Source organism: Stenotrophomonas sp. SMYL41, assembly GCF_036319965.1.
Classification (GTDB): Bacteria; Pseudomonadota; Gammaproteobacteria; order Xanthomonadales; family Xanthomonadaceae; genus Stenotrophomonas; species Stenotrophomonas maltophilia_R.
Genome location: NZ_JAWIRX010000008.1, coordinates 124,502 through 143,046, shown reverse-complemented (window position 1 = coordinate 143,046; position 18,545 = coordinate 124,502). Strand labels below are relative to the sequence as shown.

Here is an 18,545-nt window from a genome sequence, read left to right as displayed (position 1 = left end):
GGATTACGCCATTCAGTGGCAGCGCACCAGGATCACGCTGATGTTGTCGCGGCCACCACCGTCGAGCGCGGCGGCGACCAGCGTGTCCACGCATTCCTGCGCGCTTGCATCTTCGAAGGCGAGGGTGCGGGCGATGCCGCGGTCGTCCACTTCCTCGGTCAGGCCATCACTGCACAGCAGCAGCTGCATGCCGGGGCGCAGCTCACCGCTGGTGGTGGCCACGTTCAGGTGTGCCGGATCGGTGACGCCCAGCGCCTGGGTGACCACGTTGCGATGCGGATGGGCGCGTGCCTGTTCGGCAGTCAGGTTGCCCTGAGCGACCAGTTCCTGCACCACGCTGTGATCCTGGCTGAGCTGTGCCAGCTGGCCGTCACGCCACAGGTAGGCACGGCTGTCGCCGACCCATGCCACTTCATAGCGATTGCCCTGCACGCGTGCGGCGACCACGGTGGTACCCATCGGCAGTGTGTCGTTGCGCCGCCGCGAGGCACGGATGATCTCTTCGTCGGCGGTACGGATGGCGTGGGCCAGCGGCGCGCCAGCGCGGATCTCGCGCACGATGGTTTCACGCGCCAGCGCGCTGGCGACTTCGCCGCAGGCGTGGCCGCCCATGCCATCGGCCACCAGCCACAGGGCCAGCTCGCTGTCACCGTAGTAGGTGTCCTCGTTGAGCTCGCGGCGCAGGCCGGGGTGGGTGAGATGTCCGAATTCGATCATGGTGTGCGGGGGCGGGTATTGCTGGGGAGACAGGCATCATCGGGGGGCTGCAGGCATCCGGCAAGGCATGCACCCAGGAAATTTTCACTTCATTGACCGGGATGACTTGTCGTCGGCCTCACTTCCTCGTATGATGCGCGTCCCCGGTCCGCCGGGGACCACCCGGAGAGGTGGCAGAGTGGTTGAATGTACCTGACTCGAAATCAGGCAGGCGTTTATAGCGCCTCGGGGGTTCGAATCCCCCCCTCTCCGCCAGATAAAGAAAAAGGGCTGCCGAAAGGCAGCCCTTTTTCTTTATCTGGCGCGGGACGCGCCGCGCTCTGCGCGTCGCCCCACACGTTGCTGCGCAACCTGTGGGCCCCTCCCTTTGCCGGCCTCTCCCCGCCCCTGTCGGGGCAGCCCCTCAGCAGAGGGGCTTGTTCCTCCAGATGCATCACGGGAGATCCGCGCGGTGCGTGGATGCTGTTCCTGCTGGCAGGCTCATCCATGCATGGCGTGGATCTACCCGGCATATCCGTCCGGACGCTGCGGGTTACCATGTACGCACCACCTGTTGGAGCTTTCCCCATGACCGCTGAAATCCTCGTCCCCGTTTCTTTCGGCGAGCTGCTGGACAAGATCTCGATCCTGCAGATCAAGTCCGAGCGCATCAGCGACGAGGGCAAGCTGGCCAATGTGCGCAGGGAGCTGTCGGCGCTTGAGCGGACCTGGATGGCACACCCGGCCGCGGTGAAGGACATCGCCAAGCTGCGTGCAGAGCTGAAGGCGGTCAATGAGCAGCTGTGGGAGATCGAGGACGACATCCGGCTGAAGGAAAAGGAACAGGCGTTCGACCAGGTTTTCATCGATCTGGCGCGCAGCGTCTACCTGCGCAACGACGAACGCGCGCGCATCAAGAAGGCGATCAACCTCGCGCTGGGTTCGGCGTACGTGGAAGAGAAGTCCTATCAGGATTACGCGCAGCGCGCGTAATCCCGGGCGGGCCGATGCAGCAGGTCCACGCCATGCGTGGACGGCGCCCGCCGCTTACCCCAGATGGTCGGCCACGTAGCGTTCGAAGGCGGCGATGCCGTCTTCGACGGTGATCAGTTCCATCACATCGTCGAACTCGATCTTCGTGCCCCACTTCAGATCGGTGGCCTGCTTGGCGAGGTACTTTCGCGCAGCGTCGTCGTAACGGTCCACGCAATAACGGCGGTCCGAGTACGGGCCACTGCGGTTTGGATTGCTGGCCGCATGCAGGCCCAGCACCTTGGTGCCCATCGCGTTGGCGATGTGCATCGGGCCCGAGTCAGGCGTCATCACCAGGTTGGCGCGGGCAAGCAGGGCAGGCAGCTGCTTGAGCGTGTCCTTGCCGACCAGGTCCAGTGCCGGTGTGATCAGTTGCGCCTGGATGGCGTCGGCCATGCTGCGCTCCAGTTCGCTGCGGCCACCGCACAGCACCACCTGCCAGCCGCGCTGGACGGCATGGTTGGCCACTGCGGCGTAGCGGTCGGCATACCAGTTACGGCGCACGTGGCTGGAACAGGGCGAGATCATCAGCACCGGGCGGCCATCGTCCTGCCACTGCGCGGCGGCCCACTCGAAGGCGGACGACGGCACGGCCAGGTCCCAGCTGACGCCGGTCTGGCGCAGGCCCAGTGGTTCGCAGAAGCTGCCGATGGCATCGAGCACATGGATGCCGGGACGGTCGGGGATGCGCTCGTTGATGAAGAGCCCATGCAGGTCCTTGGAGCGGCTGCGGTCGTAGCCGATGCGGCGCTCGGCCGGGATGAAGGCCGACAGCAGGTTGGCGCGGAACGCGACCTGCATCTGCAGCAGCGCTTCGAAGCGCCCCGGCGGCAGCTGCCTGCGCAGTTCCTTGACTCCGGCCATGCCGCTCTTCTTGTCATAGGCATGGAAGGTGACGCCGGGGAGGCCGTCGAGCAGCTTGTGGCCGACCTTGTCGATGATCCAGTGGATCGGCGTGTCCGGGCGCGCGGCCTGCAGGGTGCGCACCAGGGGCACCACGTGGGTGACATCGCCAAGTGCGGACAGGCGCAGGAGGCACAAGGAGGAGGACGCTGATGCCATGTGTTGTTAGACTCAATGAAATGGTCGCATTCGACGCCAATGAAGCGCTGACGCCATGCCGCGAGGGTCGCGGCATCGGGGCCATTCTGTTCGACCGCGAGCGGCTGCGGCAAGCCGAGATCGGCCTGTTCTCGCCCCAGCACTGGGGCAGCAGGGCCCGGCCGGTGGGCGAGGGTGGCCGCGGCAGTGCCTGGTTCGTCGATGCGCCGTTCGGTGCCAGCGTGCTGCGCCACTACCTGCGCGGCGGCATGGCGGCCCGTATCAGCCACGACCAGTACCTCTGGCGCGGCTCGGACCGGACCCGCAGCTTCGCCGAATTCCGCTTGATGCGGGCGCTGCGCGAGAAAAAGCTGCCGGTGCCACGGCCGATCGCCGCGTTCTACATGCGCGAGGGCCTGCGCTACCGGGCGGCGATCCTGATGGAGCGGATCGAGGGTGTACGCTCGCTGGCCGACCGCGCGCTGGTCGCCGGCCGTGGTGCCCCCTGGGAGGAGACCGGGCGCTTGATCGCCCGTTTCCACCGTGCCGGCCTGGACCATGCCGACCTCAACGCGCACAACATCCTGTTCGATGGCAGTGGCCATGGCTGGCTGATCGACTTCGACCGCGGCGTGATCCGCATCCCGGCGACCGCCTGGCGAGAGCGCAATCTCAAGCGCCTGCTGCGCTCGCTGATCAAGCTGCGCGGCGAGCGCAGCGTGGAAGATGTGCAGAAGGACTACGCGCGGCTGCGCCGCGCCTATGACATGGCCTGGAACCGGGGCACCTGATGGACTGGTCGTTGCGTTTCCTCGGCGTCGGCAATGCGTCGGCAGTCGAGCTGGGGTCGCCGATGTCGGTGATCGAGCGGGAGGGGCGTCCGTGGCTGACCATCGATTGCGGTGGCGAAGGCCTGACCGCGTTCAAGGCGCACTACGGGCACATGCCGCAGTCGCTGTTCGTCACCCACGTGCACCTGGACCATGTGGCCGGCTTCGAGCGCCTGTTCGTGGACACCTACTTCAATGCGCACCGACGCGGCAAGGTGCGCCTGTACGTGCCCGCCACGGTGGTGCCGCTGCTGCACAAGCGCATCGGGGATTACCCGAACGTGCTGGCCGAGGGCGGTGCGAACTTCTGGGATGCCTTCCAGTTGATCGTGGTCGGTGAGGCATTCTGGCATGAGGGCGTGCGACTGGAAGTGTTCCCGGTGCGCCACCATTGGCCGGAGACCGCCTATGGCCTGCGCCTGCAGGGCGCGCTGACCTGGAGCGGCGATACCCGGCCGGTTCCGGAGATGCTGGCCCGCTTTGCCAACGACAACGAACTGATCGCTCACGACTGCGGCCTGCACGGCAATCCGTCGCATACCGGCGTGGACGATCTGGAGCGTGAGTACAGCGCCGAACTGCAGGCGCGGATGATGCTGTACCACTACGCCAGCGCAGCCGATGGTCTGGCACTGGCTGCGCGTGGGCACCGCGTGGCGCAGCCGGGGCAGTGCGTGCCGCTGGCGAGCCCGACCGCACCGCACGTGCTGGCGCAGGACCCGCCGTGAGCGGTACCGGCCAGCCCGCCGATGTGGCGCTGGCTGCCGAACTGGAGGCGCTGGAGCGTGCACTGCATGCGCCAAACGTGCGGGCCGACCGTGAGCAACTGGCGGCATTGCTGGATGAGGATTTCAGCGAGATCGGCAGTTCCGGCCAATGCTACGACCGTGCGGCCGCGTTGCAGGAGATCCCGTTGGAGCGTGCGCAGGTGCAGATCGAGTCCGATCAGTACGCGGTGCGGCTGTTGGCCGAGGGCCTGGCCCAGGTGCGCTACCGCAGCCGCCATCACCTCGATGGGCGGCCGCAACGCTGGGTGCTGCGCAGTTCGCTGTGGCGCCGGCACGGGGACGGATGGCGCATGGTGTTCCACCAAGGAACGCCCGAGGCAGGGTAGCGGCGGGCGTTGCCTGGTACGAACGGCTTAAGGGTCAGAGCCCTTTGCCGGGCAAAGGGATCTGACCCCAGTGCAGAAAAGGCGGTGGCCCCGCCGGCTGACCTCGGCGCCCGCGTCGATCGATACCGTTGCTGCCTTCCGGCCCTGGCGGGGTTTTCGACCTAGCGTCGCGAGGGGCCGACGGGGCCACCATAGAGACGTTGGCCGCCCGGTGGGCGGCCAGTTCACGGATCAGGGGAAGCAGCGCGCGATGCGCCGGAGACCACAGCCGGACCGCACATCGGCTGGCCGATGGCAGACGCGCATTCTAGCGCAGGCAGGTCCATCGGCGCCAGCTTCACGCGCTGAATCGGCTGTAACCCGTTCCCGGCGACGGCGGCCGGAGGCCACCCCCGTTGCTAGAATGCCGGCCAGGAGGAACGACCTCCCCCACATCGGGAATCAAAGACCAGGACGGCCTGGCCCTACCAAGAGGAGGGCCGTCATGGCCTGGATCTATCTGTTGTTTGCCGGCCTGCTGGAAATCGTCTGGGCCGTGTCCATGAAACAGTCCGAAGGCTTCACCAAGCTCACCCCCACCGTGGTCACCCTCATCGGCATGATCGCCAGCTTCTGGTTGCTGGCGGTGGCCATGCGCAGCCTGCCGCTGGGAACCGCCTATACGATCTGGACCGGCATCGGCGCGGTCGGGGCATTCGTGGTTGGCATCGTGTTCCTCGGCGAGCAGGTCAGCGCGATGCGGATCGGTGCGGCGGTATTGATCGTCTCGGGCCTGGTGCTGATGAAACTCTCCAGCAGCTGAATCATTTACTTATGGTGGGGAAGGGAATCCCCGCCCGTCGCAGGTATATGCATTTCCGGCAAATCATTTTGTCCGCCCGTTTTATTTGACGTGCGTCATGAAAATAACGAGCGTGATTCACATCGCACTGGCGCCGTCGGTCGCACAGTGCCGCCATTCGTCAGGCGAAATCGGGGAGTTTTCGCCTTGACGGGAACGTTGGCGCACCTGTCCTGGGTGCGATCGCGTGAAGATGTGAAGATTTTCAGGAGTTAATGCCGCCAGCCCTTGTTTCCGTGTCGGGAACCGGGATGGGTCGCATCGTCTTCAAAAAACTGCCTGCAGTGCCATCCGGTCTTTTCAGGGAGATTTACCGATGAACCGCATTTACCGTCTGGTTTTCAATCGCGCCCTCGGCGTAATGCAGGTTGCTTCGGAGGTCGCCCAGAATCCTGGTGGAAGCGCGGTTTGCGTGAAGCGGCTGCCGCGATTGCGGGCGCACCAGCTGGCGCTGGCGTTGGCCACCTCGCTGGCCAGTGGTTCGGCCTTTGCGGCGTGCACGACCCCGGGGCCAGTAATCAACTGCACCGGAACCACCAATAATTTTGCGGACGCCACCAACGGCGTCCAGGTGACCGTGGCAGCTGGCGCGAATGTAGGAAGTACCGCTGGCCTGGGTAATTCGATGACGCTGAGCGGCAACGGCATCCAGCTCACCAACAACGGCACGATCGGCACCAATGTCGGTCTCTTTGCTGCCTCCGGCGCGGTGCTTGGCAATGCCAGTGGCCAGGCGATCAGCGTTACCAACAGCGCGACCGGCACGCTTCAGGGTTTCATTGATATCGGCTCCCTGCTGGGCGCGAATGGCCGCGCGCTGTCCGTGCAGAATGGCGCAGGCGGTGTCACCACGATCAACAATGCCGGCACCGTCAACATGAATTTCCTGCTGGGCGGACTCGGCACGGCCGACGCGCCGGCCATCGTCAGCTACGGTGGCGCGCAGACGATTCTGAGCAACAGCGGCGGGATCACCGGACGAGTCGGATTGGCCGGCTCGACGTTGGGCAACTCGGTAAACAACAGTGGCACGATCACCGGCAGCGTCTATCTCGGTGATTCAGCGCAGGGGAATACGTTTACTGCGGTGTCCGGGTCCAATGTGGCAACCGGGGCCGGGGCCTCGGCGGGAATCGATGCACTGGGTGGTATTTCGGTTTCGCTCGCCGCCGCCGGTACGGTCAATGCCGGCGTGGGCGCCGGCGCCGCCAGCAACACGCTGGTGCTGCAGAACGTCGTCAGCGGTCCGGGGTCCGGTACCGGCGGTGCAGTGACCACGCTGGGCTGGAACCAGTACCTCAACTTCCAGAGGCTCACGGTCAACAGCGGTACGTGGAACCTGCAGGGCGCATGGGGCGGAACCGGGCCGACGACGCTCAACGATGGTCTGATCAACTTCAACAATGCCGCCTCCTTCGGCACAGGGCTGTTCACCGCCAACGGCGGTGCCATCGCCTCCTCCACGGCGGGTCTGAGCCTGGCCAACGCTTTCAGCCTCGGTGGCAATCTGTCCCTGTCTGGGACCAATGCGTTCGGACTCGGGGGCGTGCTTTCAGGGACTGGCAGCCTCACGGTCAACAACAGCGGCATCGTCACGCTCGGTAATGCAAACCTGTTCTCCGGGGGAGTCAATCTCAATGCCGGTGGACTGGTGCTGGGCAATGCGGGGGCGCTCGGCAGCGGTAATCTGACCATCGGCGGCACGGCATCCCTGGATACCTCGGCCAACTTCAACCTGGGCAACAACCTTGTCATCAACGGGGGCGGAACACTCAACCTGCTGGGCAGCAATGGGCTCGGCCTGAATGGATCGATCTCCGGAGCAGGCAATCTGTTCAAGGCGGGTGCCGGCACATTGACCTTGAATGGTGCCAATACCCTTGCAGGCACGTTCTCCATTACCGGCGGCGCACTGGCACTGGGCGCCGCTGGCAGCCTCTCGTCGACAGGAGCGATCTCGCTGGGCGCAGGGACCAACCTTGATCTCTCGGTTGCAGCCAACCAGACCATCGGTTCGCTCGCCGGATCCGGTGCGCTCAACCTGGGCGCACGCACTCTCACCCTGGGTGGCCTGAACACCAGCACCACTTTCTCCGGCGCCATCAGCGGTGTCGGTGGCACGCTTGTCAAGGTCGGTACGGGCACCCAGACCCTGTCCGGTGCCAACGCCTTCACCGGCGGTGTTGCGCTCAACGGTGGTGGGCTGCTGCTGGGCAATGCCGGTGCGCTGGGAACGGGTGCGCTCAGTGTCGGCGGCAACGTCAGCCTTGATGGCAGCGCAGGAGCGCTGGCGCTCGACAACGCGGTCACCCTGGGGACGGGCAGCTTCCTCAACCTGCCTGGTACGCAGGCATTGACCTTCAATGGTGTGATCGGCGGTACCGGCAGCCTGGTCAAGAGCGGTCCGGCCACGCTTACGCTCAACAATGCCAATACCTTTGGCGGTGGCCTGTCACTCACCGCAGGCGGCCTGGTGCTTGGGAATGCCGGGGCGCTGGGAACCGGTGCACTCAACGTCGGTGGTCTGGCAACGCTCGATGCCAGCACGGCAATGAGCGTGAGCAATGGCATCAACCTGGGTGCCGGGGGTTCTCTCAGCGTGCTGGGCAGCAATGCGCTGACCCTGGGGGGCGTCATCAGCGGCACCGGCAGCCTGGTCAAGAACGGCGCTGCCACGCTGACGCTGGGCGGTGCCAACGCGTTCACCGGTGGATTGGCGATCAACGCGGGCAGGGTCGCGCTGGCCAGTGGCGGCAGCCTTGCAGCCACCGGTGCAGTGAATCTGGTCAATGCAGGGACGGAGCTGGACATCTCGCTTGGCGGCAACCAGACCATCGGCGCGTTGTCTGGCGCCGCAGGCAGCACGGTGGCGCTGGGTAGCAGCACGCTCACTCTTGGCAACGCCACCAACCAGACCTTCGCCGGCGCGATTGGCGGTACCGGTGGCCTGATCAAGCAGGGCACCGGCGTGCAGACGCTGGCCGGCGCCAATACCTTCAGTGGTGGCCTGAACCTGGCGGCGGGTGGGCTGCTGCTGGGTAACGACAGTGCGATCGGCAGCGGGGCGTTGACGGTCAGCGGCAATAGTTCGCTCGATGGCAGCGCAGCACTGAACCTGACCAACGCCATCAGTCTGGGGGCAGCACTGACGTTGCCGGGCAGCCAGAACCTCACCTTGGGCGGGAACATCACCGGCAGCGGCAGCCTGACCAAGAACGGTGCCTCGCTGCTGACCTTGAACGGCACCAATGCCTTCGGCGGTGGCCTGAACCTCAATGCCGGCAGTCTGCAGCTGGGCAACAGCGGTGCACTCGGCACGGGCGCGTTGAGCGTGGGCGGCAATGCATCACTCGATGGCAGCACGGCCCTGAACCTGACCAACAATGTGGCGCTTGGGGCGGGTGCACTGCTGTCGTTGCCAGGCACGCAGGCGGTCACGCTTGGTGGCGTCGTTTCCGGCGCCGGTGGTCTGATCAAGAACGGTGCCACCACCCTTACGCTCAATGGCGCCAATACCTTCGGTGGCGGTCTGGTGCTCAACGGCGGCGGCCTGATGCTGGGCAATGCCGGCGCACTGGGAACCGGACTGCTTGCCGTCGGTGCAAACGCGACCCTGGACAGCTCGGTGGCATTGAGCCTGGGCAACGCCATCGATCTCGACGCCGGCGCGCAGCTGAGCCTGGCCAGCAACGAGGACGTTGCTCTAGGCGGTCTGGTCACTGGCACGGGTGGCCTGATCAAGACCGGTACCGGTGTGCTGACGTTGAACAACAGCAATGCCTTCAGCGGTGGCCTTGCGTTGAACGCGGGCAGCGTATCGGTGGGCGCCAACGGTGCGCTTGGCACCGGGGCACTGAACATCGGCGGCAATGTTTCCCTGGACGCGAGCGCCCCGGTTTCGCTGACCAATGCGGTGAACCTGGGCGCCAATACGCTGACCCTGCCGGGCAGCAACAACCTGACCCTGACCGGGGTGGTGGGGGGAACCGGTGGCCTGATCAAGAACGGCGCCTCGACGCTGACGCTGTCCGGTGCCAATACCTTCCTGGGCGGCGCCACGGTCAATGCCGGCACGCTTGCGCTGGGTGCGGGTGGCAGTCTCGCCGCGGGTGGGGCAGTAAATCTTGCCGGTGCAGGTGCGACGCTGGATATCGGCGCAGCGGGTGCCGGCCAGACCATCGGTGCGTTGAACGGCGTGGCAGGCAGCCAGGTGGCGCTGGGTACGCAGTCACTCACCTTTGGCGGCGCCAGCAATGGCAGCTTTGCCGGCGCCATTGATGGCAGTGGTGGATTGATCAAAGTCGGCGCTGGCGTGCAGACGTTGTCCGGCGCCAATACCTTCAGTGGTGGACTGGCGCTCAATGCGGGCGGGTTGGTGCTGGGCAATGCGGGCGCGCTTGGCACAGGAGCGCTGGGGATTGGCGGCAACGTCAGCCTGGACGGAACGGTGCCCCTGAACCTGGCCAACGCGGTGAACTTTGGTGCCGGAACCCAGCTGACGCTGGGCGGCACCAGTGACCTTACCCTTGTGGGTGTGGTGGCTGGCAACGGAAGCCTGATCAAGAATGGTGCGGGCCTGCTGACCCTCAACAACACCAATACCTTCGGCGGCGGCCTGGCCTTGAACGGCGGTGGCCTGGTGGTCGGCGCGAATGGTGCGCTCGGTACCGGCGCGCTTGCGGTGAATGCCAGTACCACGCTGGATGCGGGCGCGGCAGTGACGCTCGGCAATGCAGTCACGCTGGGCTCGGGCGTTGCACTGACGTTGCCGGGCAGCAATGCGCTGACGCTGTCGGGCGTGGTCGGTGGCAATGGCAGTCTGATCAAGAACGGCGCTACCACGCTGACGCTGTCCGGTGCCAACACCTACACCGGCGGTACCACTATCACTGCCGGCACGCTGGCGCTGGGCACGGGCGGCAGCCTGTCCGCGGCGGGTGACGTCACGTTGGGCGCGGGCGCTGGCTTCGATATCTCCGGTGCCGGCAGCAGCCAGACCATCGGCGCACTCAATGGTGCGGGCGGAAGCACGCTGTCGCTGGGCGGAAATTCATTGACGTTCGGAACCGCCAGCAACGCCGCGTTCGACGGCGTGATCAGTGGCGGCGGCGGCCTGGTGAAAGTGGGCGCAGGCGTGCAGGCGTTGTCCGGGGCCAACACGTTTGGCGGTGGCGTGACGCTCAATGCAGGCGGGCTGGTGCTCGGCAATGACGCGGCGCTGGGTGCGGGGGCGCTGACTGTCGGTGGTGCTGCCACGCTGGATACCACCGGCCTGGCAACACTGGCCAACAACATTGCCCTCAATGCCGGGCTGACCGTGCTCGGCAGCAATGCACTGACACTCAACGGCATACTTTCCGGGGCTGGCAGCCTGACCAAGAATGGCGGCGCAACGCTGACCTTGAACGGCGTCAACACTTATACCGGTGGTACCAACATCAACGCCGGCACGCTGGCGCTGGGCGCCGGTGCCAGCCTGGCGGCGAGCGGTACCGTGAACCTCGCCACCGGCGCCACGCTGGATCTGTCCGCGGGCAGCGGCACGCAGACCTTCGGCACCCTGGTCGGCAACGGTACGGTCAACCTGGGGGCCAACTCGATCGAGGTCGGTGGTGCCACCAACGGCACGTTCAGTGGCTCGATCGCTGGCACGGGTGGCCTGACCAAGGTCGGTTCGGGCATCGAAACGCTGACCGGGACCAATACCTATACCGGCGGCACCTTCATCAACGCCGGCACGCTGGCGATTGGTCCGGGTGGCAGCCTGGCCGCTACCGGTGCGGTCACCCTGGCCGCTGCGGGTACCGGCTTTGATATCTCCACCGCAGGTGCCAACCAGACCATCGGCTCACTGTCTGGCGTGGCCGGTTCAACGCTGAGCCTGGGTGCACGGACGCTGATCCTCGGTGGCGTTGGCAACAGTACCTTCAACGGCGCGATTTCCGGTACCGGTGGCCTGGTCAAGAACGGTGCTGGCGCACTGACGCTGGGCGGCGCCAACCTGTTCAGTGGCGGCCTGGCCCTCAATGGCGGCGGCCTGGTGGTCGGCAACAGCGCGGCGCTCGGCAGCGGGGCGTTGACGGTCGGAAGCAACGCAACGCTGGATGCATCGACCAGCGTCAGCCTGGCCAACAACATCAGCCTTGCATCGGGTGCCAACCTCGACCTGCTCGGCAGCCAGGCGCTGGCTCTGGGTGGCGTGATCTCGGGTGCAGGTGGGCTGATCAAGAACGGTGCGGCCACCGTGACGCTGACCGGTGCGAACTCCTACACCGGTGGCACCACCATCAACAGTGGCACGCTGGCGATCGGCGCCGGTGGCAGCCTGGCGTCGACCGGTGCGGTGAACCTGGCCGGTACCGGTACCCTCGACATCTCGGCCGGCAACCAGAGCATCGGTTCGCTTGCCGGTGTGGCCGACAGCACGGTGGCACTGGGTGGCAGCACGCTGACCCTGGGTGGTACGGGAGACAGCACGTTCAACGGTGCGATCACCGGCAATGGTGGCCTGATCAAGAACGGAGCAGGCGTGCAGACCCTCAACGGCGCCAGCACCTTCAGTGGTGGTGTAGCGCTCAATGCAGGCGGCCTGGTAGCCGGCAACAATGCAGCTCTGGGTACCGGGGCGGTCACGGTGGGGGGCAATGCCACGCTCGATTCGAACTCCGCGGTGACGCTGGCCAACAACTTCGTCCTCAACGCCGGGCTGACCGTGCTCGGCAGCAACAACCTCACCCTCAACGGCAGCCTGAGTGGCACCGGATCGCTGACCAAGGAGGGCGCGGCGACGCTGACCTTGAACGGTATCAATACCTATACCGGTGGTACCTTCATCAATGCCGGTACGCTGGCATTGGGCGCTGGCGCAAGCCTGCATGCCAGTGGCATCGTCAACCTGGCCAGTGGTGCGACCTTCGATCTGTCGGCGGGCAGCGGCACGCAGCAGTTCGGTACCCTGATCGGCAACGGCACAGTGAACCTGGGCGGCAACACCTTGACCATTGGTGGCCCCGCCAATGGCACGTTCAGTGGCTCGGTGGGGGGGACCGGTGGGCTGGTCAAGGAAGGCACCGGCACCCAGACCCTGACCGGTACCAATACCTTTACCGGTGGTACCACCATCAATGCGGGCACGCTGGCGATTGGCGCCGGAGGAAGCCTGGCATCGACTGGCGCGGTGACATTGGCCAACGCTGGAACGGCGTTCGATATTTCTGCCGGTGGTGCGCAGAGCATCGGGTCACTGGCCGGTGTTGCCGGCAGCACGGTCGCGCTCGGTGGCAGCACGCTGACACTCAACGGCGTAGGGAACACGGCCTTCGCTGGTGACATTACGGGTACCGGTGGGCTGGTGAAGAATGGCGCGGGTGTGCAGACCCTGACCGGCACGAATACATTCAGTGGCGGTGTGGCGCTCAATGGCGGTGGCCTGACACTGGGCAATGGTGGTGCGCTGGGTACCGGTACGCTGACGGTGGGCGGCAATGCCACGCTGGATGGCACCGCCGCATTGACCGTGGGCAACAACGTGCAACTGGGCAGCGGCACGCTGACCCTGGCGGGCAGCAACGCGCTCACGTTGAATGGTGCGATCAGTGGTGCGGGTGGTCTGCTCAAGGATGGCGCAGCGACCGTCACTCTTGGCGGTACCAGCAGCTATGGCGGTGACACCACGATCAACAGCGGCACGATGGCGGTGGCGGCCGGTGGCAGCCTGTCCGGTGCCAGCACGGTGAACCTGGCCGGCGCCGGCACGTTGGACATCAGTGCCGGTGGCAGCCAGAGCATCGGTGGCCTGGCTGGCGTGACCGGATCCAGCGTGGTGCTGGGCGGTGCAACCCTGACCACCGGCGGCAACAACGCCACCACCACCTTCGGCGGCGTGCTCAGTGGCACCGGCGGCCTGGTGCAGAGTGGCAGCGGCACGCTGACCCTGAGCGGCGCCAACGTCTATACCGGCGGCACTACCATCAATGGTGGCAGCACGCTGCAGATCGGCAACGGTGGCAGTACCGGCTCGGTGCTGGGCGACATCACCAACAACGGCAACCTGGTCTACAACCTGGGCACGACGGCAACCGTGGGCGCGGTGGTCAGTGGCAGCGGCGGCCTGACCCAGGCCGGCAGCGGCACGCTGGTGCTGACCGGCAACAACACCTACACCGGTGGCACCACCATCAATGCCGGCGGCACGTTGCAGGTGGGCAACGGTGGTGCGACCGGTGCGATCGTTGGCGACATCATCAACAACGGCGCGCTGGTGTCGAACGTGGCCGGCAACACCACGCTGGGTGGCACCATCAGCGGCAGCGGTGGCCTGACCCAGGCCGGCAGCGGCACGTTGACCCTGACTGGCAACAACACCTATACCGGCGGCACCACCATCAATGCCGGAGGCACGCTGCAGGTCGGCAATGGTGGAGCGACCGGCGCGATCACCGGCAATGTCGCCAACAACGGCAGCCTGGTCTTCGACGTCGCGGGCAACACTACCGTCGGTGGCGCGATCAGTGGCAGTGGCGGCCTGACGCAGGCCGGCAGTGGTGTGTTGACCCTGGTCGGCAACAACAGCTACAGCGGCGGTACCACCATCAATGCCGGCGGCACGCTGCAGGTGGGCAATGGCGGTACAACCGGCGCCATCGCCGGCGACATCACCAACAACGGTGCGTTGATTTCCAACGTGGCCGGCACCACCGCGCTGGGCGGCACGATCAGCGGCAGTGGCGGCCTGACCCAGGCCGGCAGCGGTACGCTGCTGCTGACCGGCACCAACACCTACACCGGCGGTACCACCATCAACGCCGGCGGCACGCTGCAGCTGGGTAACGGTGGTGCGAGCGGCTCGATCGTCGGCGACGTCATCAACAATGGCACGCTGGTGTCCAACGTGGCGGGCAACACCACGCTGGGCGGCACCATCAGCGGCAGCGGTGGCCTGACCCAGGCCGGCAGTGGCACACTGACCGTGACCGGCAACAACACCTATACCGGCCCGACCACCATCAACGCTGGTGGCACCCTGCAGGTCGGCAATGGCGGTGCCACCGGCGCGATCGGCGGCACTGTGACCAACAACGGCAGCCTGGTATTCAACGTGGGGGGCAGCACCACCGTCGGCGGCGCCATCAGTGGCAGCGGCGGCCTGACCCAGGCCGGCAGCGGTACGCTGATCCTGGGTGGCAACAACACCTACACCGGCGGAACCACCATCAACGCCGGTGGCACGCTGCAGGTCGGCAATGGTGGCGCGAGCGGTGCGATCACCGGCAACGTCAGCAACAACGGCAGCCTGGTGTTCAACGTGGGGGGCAACACCACGGTGGGTGGCACCATCAGCGGCAGCGGCGGCCTGACCCAGGCCGGTACCGGCACGGTGACCCTGACCGGCAACAATACCTACACCGGCGGCACCACCATCAATGCCGGCGGCACCGTGCAGGTCGGCAACGGCGGGGCCAGCGGCGCGATCACCGGCAACATCACCAACAACGGTGGCCTGGTGATCAACACCGGCGGCACCACCACGCTCGGCGGCAGCATCACCGGCGGCGGCAGCATCGTGCAGGCCGGCCCGGGTGGCCTGAATCTCGGCGGCAACAGTGGTGGTTTCAGCGGCACCGGCCAGGTCACCGGCGGTGGCCTGAATGTCACCGGCACCATCGGCGGCCAGTGGACCATCGGCAGCGGCACGACCCTGTCCGGCACCGGTACCATCGGCGGCACCGGCGGCGGCGTGACGGTGTCCAGTGGTGGCGTGCTGTCGCCGGGCAATGGCCCGGGCAACGGCAGCGGCGCAGGCAATGGCACCGGCACGATCACGGTGGGTGGCAACCTGACCCTGTCGCCGGGCAGCACGCTGGGTATCGATCTCGGTGCCAGCGGCAGCGACACGGTGCAGGTGGGCGGCAGCGCCAACGTGGGCGGAAGCACGGTGCAGGTGAACACCATTTCGCCGAGCACCAGCTACCAGCAGGGCCAGCAGTACACCGTGGTCAATGCGGGCGGTGGGGTGAACGGGCAGTTCGCGGAAGGAAGATCCACCTCGGCGTTCCTCTCCGTCACTCCGGTCTACACCGCCAACACTGCCAACCTGCAGATCGACGTGGCGCAGACGGCGGCATTCACTACCGTGGCCAACACGCGCAACCAGTACAACACCGCCGCGGCGCTGGACAGCCTGCCGCAGAGTGGCGCGGCGCTGGGCCTGTACAACACGGTGCTGATGTATGACGCCGGCACTGCGCGCAGCGCATTCGACCAGCTCTCCGGTGAAGTGCACGCGGCCAGCCGCGCGGTGCTGCTGTACGACAACTACCTGGAAGAGGGCATCCGCCAGCGCCTGGGCAGTGAGCTGCCGACCGTGCGTGGCGAGCGCGCCTCGGCCTGGCTGGCCGGCAGTGGCAAGGTGTTCAAGCAGGATGGCGATGGCAACGGTGATGAGATCCGGTCCAACCGCAATGCGCTGATGGCGGGCGTGGACTGGCAGCTGGGTGAACATGTGGTGCTGGGTGCGGCGGCCGGCAACGAGCGGCTGGATACGCGCCTGTACGATCGCAGTTCGCGCGCCCGCCTGCGTGGCAACACGTTCGGCCTGTATGCACAGGGACAGTGGAACAACGGCTTTGCGGTCGGTGGCAGCGTGTCGCGCGGTGACTACCGCACGCGCACCACGCGTGAAGTGCCGCTGCTGGGCCAGACCCTGTACAGCCGCCAGGATTCGGACGTGACCATCGCCCAGGTCGAAGGCAGCTGGACCTGGACCCATGGCAGGACCCAGCTGCAGCCGTACGTGCAGTTCACCAAGCACTGGGTCGACAGTGATCGCGCGGTGGAGCAGGGCGGCAGTGCCGCACTGGTGCTGGAAGGCGGCAAGGACACGCTCAACGTCAGCACGGTGGGCGTGCGGGGCCGCTGGGACGTGGGCAGCGGCGAGCGCTTCCCGGCGCAGCTGACCGTCGGCCTGGGCTGGCAGCATGCGTCGGGTGACACTGATGTGGCCAGCCGCAACCGCTTCGCGGTCGGTGGTGATGCCTTCGATGTCTACAGTGCGGTAATGGCGCGCAATGCGCTGGTCAGCCAGCTCGGTGTGGCGGTCGGCCTTGGCCGCAACAGCCAGCTGTCGATGTTCGTGCAGGGCCAGCACGGTGATGGCCGCCGCGATGTCGGCGGGCAGATCAACCTGCGGGTAGGCTTCTAAGGGGAGCGGGCCAGCGGTGGATCCACGCGCTGCGTGGATCTACCGGTGCGGCGGGAGTGAGTGCTGATCCATGGCGCCGCTGTGCCGCGCAGACCGCTCAGCCGCATCCTGCGTGCGTCGACGCAACCCTGCGGGCGGGTCGAACAGGCTCGATGGCACTTCATCGAAAGCAACCTCGGTAACACGCAGGCCGCGCTCGGTACGCTGGTTGCCGGTGCGGCCCCGGTAGCCCAGCAGCAGGCCGGTACGGGTATCGATCCACAACGTGCCGGAGGTGGTGCCATCAGGGCCACGCGCATTGTCATAGCGCCAGCCGGCAGCGAGGCGGCCCAGGATGAACTCGCCGGGTGCGGGTGAGCAGCGCCCGCCGATCGTATGGCATGGGGCGGCGGGATCGTACCAGTAGGGACCGCTGGAGTCCGCGACCGGCAGCGTGTAGTTGCCGCGCTCGCTCACCAGCCATGCCCGGCCGCGCTGGCCCTGGGTCGTCAGCCATGCATCGGGCGCATTGCTGCCTCGGAAATCAATGCGGATGGCAGGGCCGCGCAAGCGGATCTCGACCTCGACCTCACCGCCAGGGGAGCTTGGACCGAGTGGGCCCAGACCATAGGCGCGCGCCAGCAATCGCGCCTGTGGAGGTTCGCTGTCAGCAGTCTCCGTGGATTGCGCGGCGACGGCCCAGGTGGCTGCCAGCAACAGACCGGCCAGCCGCATCCGCATGTCAGCGCGCCAGGTTGTTGCTGTCATGCACGGGACTCTGCATGCGGACGATTGCATAGGACTCGATCGGCATGCGGCGATGGCCGGTGATCGGGTCCTCGATCAGCATCGAGGCCGGGCGGAAACTGTCGCCTTCGCTGACCAGATCTGAAAGACCGGCGATCACCCGGTCGGCAAACGGAACGATCAGGGGCATCGGATAGGTGACCTTGATCTTGAGGATGTTGGCGTCCTGCACGCTGACACGGCTGCTGCCGACGCGTGCATCGCGGAACGCAAGATTGTCGTTCGGCAATGCATAGCGTCCATCGAACTGGCGCTCGCGGAACTCGTTGTACGCCGCGCGGCTGGGCGAAATGACCTCGATCTTCGGCGACAGCAACGGGTTCTTCCACAGCAGGGCGACCTTGGCGCGGGCGGCGACGGCACCGGCGGCATCCGGCGAGGTTGCGTACAAGGGAGCCATCGCCATTTCCAGTGCACTGCGCATCTCCGAATGATTGACACCACTGACCGCACCGGCACGCGCGGCCTGCAGTGTGGCGAAATCCAGCAGCGACTTGGCGCGATAGATCAGGACGAACTGGAAGATGACCAGGATGAGGAAGATGAAGGCCGGAACCACGATGCAGAATTCAAGCAGCGATTGTCCCCGCTGGCGGTGGATGGATGAGCGGATGTGCTTCATTGCAGCGCCCTCGTGGATGGCGGTGCCGCAGGCGGAGAAGGGCACCAGTGGAACGTTTCGCCCAGCACCGGAGCGATATGCCTGAGGCTGTCCACCGGCATTTCCAGCGTGGAGTAGGCACCGCGACACCAGGCACCACGCCAGGGGCGCACGGCCTCGCGCCAGCCAACGGCGCGCTGATCGCGGTCCAGGAACAACAGGTCGAGCGGATACCCCATGGCCAGCGTGTGTACGCTCGAGCAGGGGGTGATCAGCAGGCCCTGCCCGGGTTGGAGTGGCGCGCGCAACAGCAGGCCGCGCAGCCGCTGGTGCCAGCGATCGGCGTGCCAGACGCAGCTGAGCAACTGCTGACGGTCGCGGATCAGGGCGCCGGTTCTCATGTG

General features: G+C 66.3%; 11 protein-coding genes, 1 tRNA gene and 1 other RNA gene. 7 read left to right on the top strand and 6 right to left on the bottom strand.

Annotated elements, in window-relative coordinates:
• Window positions 1-12: 12 nt before the first annotated feature.
• On the bottom strand, window positions 13-717 hold the full coding sequence (locus tag V3B30_RS11580; protein ID WP_262083172.1) for a PP2C family serine/threonine-protein phosphatase: 705 nt from the start codon (window positions 715-717) through the stop codon (window positions 13-15).
• A gap of 164 nt (window positions 718-881) precedes the next feature.
• On the opposite strand from V3B30_RS11580, the gene V3B30_RS11575 reads away from it, so the two are divergent.
• Window positions 882-972: transfer RNA gene (locus V3B30_RS11575), tRNA-Ser, on the top strand.
• A gap of 312 nt (window positions 973-1,284) precedes the next feature.
• Window positions 1,285-1,689 (top strand): DUF6165 family protein, encoded by a 405-nt coding sequence (locus tag V3B30_RS11570; RefSeq protein ID WP_100471444.1) that lies wholly within the window; start codon window positions 1,285-1,287, stop codon window positions 1,687-1,689.
• A gap of 54 nt (window positions 1,690-1,743) precedes the next feature.
• On the opposite strand, the gene V3B30_RS11565 is transcribed toward V3B30_RS11570, so the two are convergent.
• On the bottom strand, window positions 1,744-2,790 hold the full coding sequence (locus tag V3B30_RS11565) for a glycosyltransferase family 9 protein (protein WP_100471445.1): 1,047 nt from the start codon (window positions 2,788-2,790) through the stop codon (window positions 1,744-1,746).
• 20 nt (window positions 2,791-2,810) lie between these two features.
• Here V3B30_RS11565 and V3B30_RS11560 point away from each other — a divergent pair, with 20 nt between their 5' ends.
• The 3 genes from V3B30_RS11560 to V3B30_RS11550 are packed head-to-tail and all read left to right on the top strand — an operon-like array spanning window position 2,811 to window position 4,713.
• On the top strand, window positions 2,811-3,560 hold the full coding sequence (locus V3B30_RS11560) for a 3-deoxy-D-manno-octulosonic acid kinase (protein ID WP_032958195.1): 750 nt from the start codon (window positions 2,811-2,813) through the stop codon (window positions 3,558-3,560).
• Window positions 3,560-4,327 (top strand): MBL fold metallo-hydrolase, encoded by a 768-nt coding sequence (locus V3B30_RS11555; protein ID WP_100471446.1) that lies wholly within the window; start codon window positions 3,560-3,562, stop codon window positions 4,325-4,327. The genes V3B30_RS11560 and V3B30_RS11555 overlap by 1 nt, the downstream gene beginning before the upstream one ends.
• Window positions 4,324-4,713 carry a nuclear transport factor 2 family protein gene (locus V3B30_RS11550; protein WP_262083173.1) on the top strand — a complete coding sequence of 130 codons (390 nt, stop codon included), beginning with the start codon at window positions 4,324-4,326 and terminating at the stop codon, window positions 4,711-4,713. Before V3B30_RS11555 ends, V3B30_RS11550 begins: the two co-directional genes overlap by 4 nt.
• A gap of 87 nt (window positions 4,714-4,800) precedes the next feature.
• Here the strand turns inward: V3B30_RS11550 and ffs are convergent.
• Window positions 4,801-4,897: signal recognition particle sRNA small type (gene ffs / locus V3B30_RS11545), an RNA gene on the bottom strand.
• A 300-nt stretch (window positions 4,898-5,197) separates the two neighbouring features.
• Between ffs and V3B30_RS11540 the strand changes: the two genes are divergently transcribed.
• The gene (locus V3B30_RS11540) at window positions 5,198-5,515 is read left to right on the top strand and encodes a multidrug efflux SMR transporter (RefSeq protein ID WP_100471448.1); all 318 of its coding nucleotides are present in this window, start codon (window positions 5,198-5,200) and stop codon (window positions 5,513-5,515) included.
• 355 nt (window positions 5,516-5,870) lie between these two features.
• Window positions 5,871-16,754, top strand: a complete 10,884-nt coding sequence (locus V3B30_RS11535) for an autotransporter-associated beta strand repeat-containing protein (protein WP_262083174.1) — start codon at window positions 5,871-5,873, stop codon at window positions 16,752-16,754.
• A 39-nt stretch (window positions 16,755-16,793) separates the two neighbouring features.
• Here the strand turns inward: V3B30_RS11535 and V3B30_RS11530 are convergent, their stop codons facing one another.
• Genes V3B30_RS11530 through V3B30_RS11520 form a run of 3 tightly spaced genes read right to left on the bottom strand, consistent with a single transcriptional unit; the run spans window position 16,794 to window position 18,542 of the window.
• On the bottom strand, window positions 16,794-17,474 hold the full coding sequence (locus tag V3B30_RS11530) for a hypothetical protein (RefSeq protein ID WP_262083175.1): 681 nt from the start codon (window positions 17,472-17,474) through the stop codon (window positions 16,794-16,796).
• Between the two features lies 1 nt (window position 17,475).
• A complete protein-coding gene (locus V3B30_RS11525; RefSeq protein WP_262083176.1) occupies window positions 17,476-18,162 on the bottom strand; it encodes a TadE family protein in 687 nt (228 codons plus the stop codon).
• Window positions 18,159-18,542: a DUF192 domain-containing protein gene (locus V3B30_RS11520; protein ID WP_262083177.1), complete on the bottom strand. Its 384-nt coding sequence runs from the start codon at window positions 18,540-18,542 to the stop codon at window positions 18,159-18,161. Before V3B30_RS11520 ends, V3B30_RS11525 begins: the two co-directional genes overlap by 4 nt.
• Between the last annotated feature and the right edge of the window lie 3 nt (window positions 18,543-18,545).

Bases quoted from the DNA above. Each gene is read 5' to 3' on its own strand.
- V3B30_RS11580 (WP_262083172.1), bottom strand. From the start codon at position 717: ATGATCGAATTCGGACATCTCACCCACCCCGGCCTGCGCCGCGAGCTC.
- V3B30_RS11570 (WP_100471444.1), top strand. From the start codon at position 1,285: ATGACCGCTGAAATCCTCGTCCCCGTTTCTTTCGGCGAGCTGCTGGAC.
- V3B30_RS11565 (WP_100471445.1), bottom strand. From the start codon at position 2,790: ATGGCATCAGCGTCCTCCTCCTTGTGCCTCCTGCGCCTGTCCGCACTT.
- V3B30_RS11560 (WP_032958195.1), top strand. From the start codon at position 2,811: ATGGTCGCATTCGACGCCAATGAAGCGCTGACGCCATGCCGCGAGGGT.
- V3B30_RS11555 (WP_100471446.1), top strand. From the start codon at position 3,560: ATGGACTGGTCGTTGCGTTTCCTCGGCGTCGGCAATGCGTCGGCAGTC.
- V3B30_RS11540 (WP_100471448.1), top strand. From the start codon at position 5,198: ATGGCCTGGATCTATCTGTTGTTTGCCGGCCTGCTGGAAATCGTCTGG.
- V3B30_RS11535 (WP_262083174.1), top strand. From the start codon at position 5,871: ATGAACCGCATTTACCGTCTGGTTTTCAATCGCGCCCTCGGCGTAATG.
- V3B30_RS11530 (WP_262083175.1), bottom strand. From the start codon at position 17,474: ATGCGGATGCGGCTGGCCGGTCTGTTGCTGGCAGCCACCTGGGCCGTC.
- V3B30_RS11525 (WP_262083176.1), bottom strand. From the start codon at position 18,162: ATGAAGCACATCCGCTCATCCATCCACCGCCAGCGGGGACAATCGCTG.
- V3B30_RS11520 (WP_262083177.1), bottom strand. From the start codon at position 18,542: ATGAGAACCGGCGCCCTGATCCGCGACCGTCAGCAGTTGCTCAGCTGC.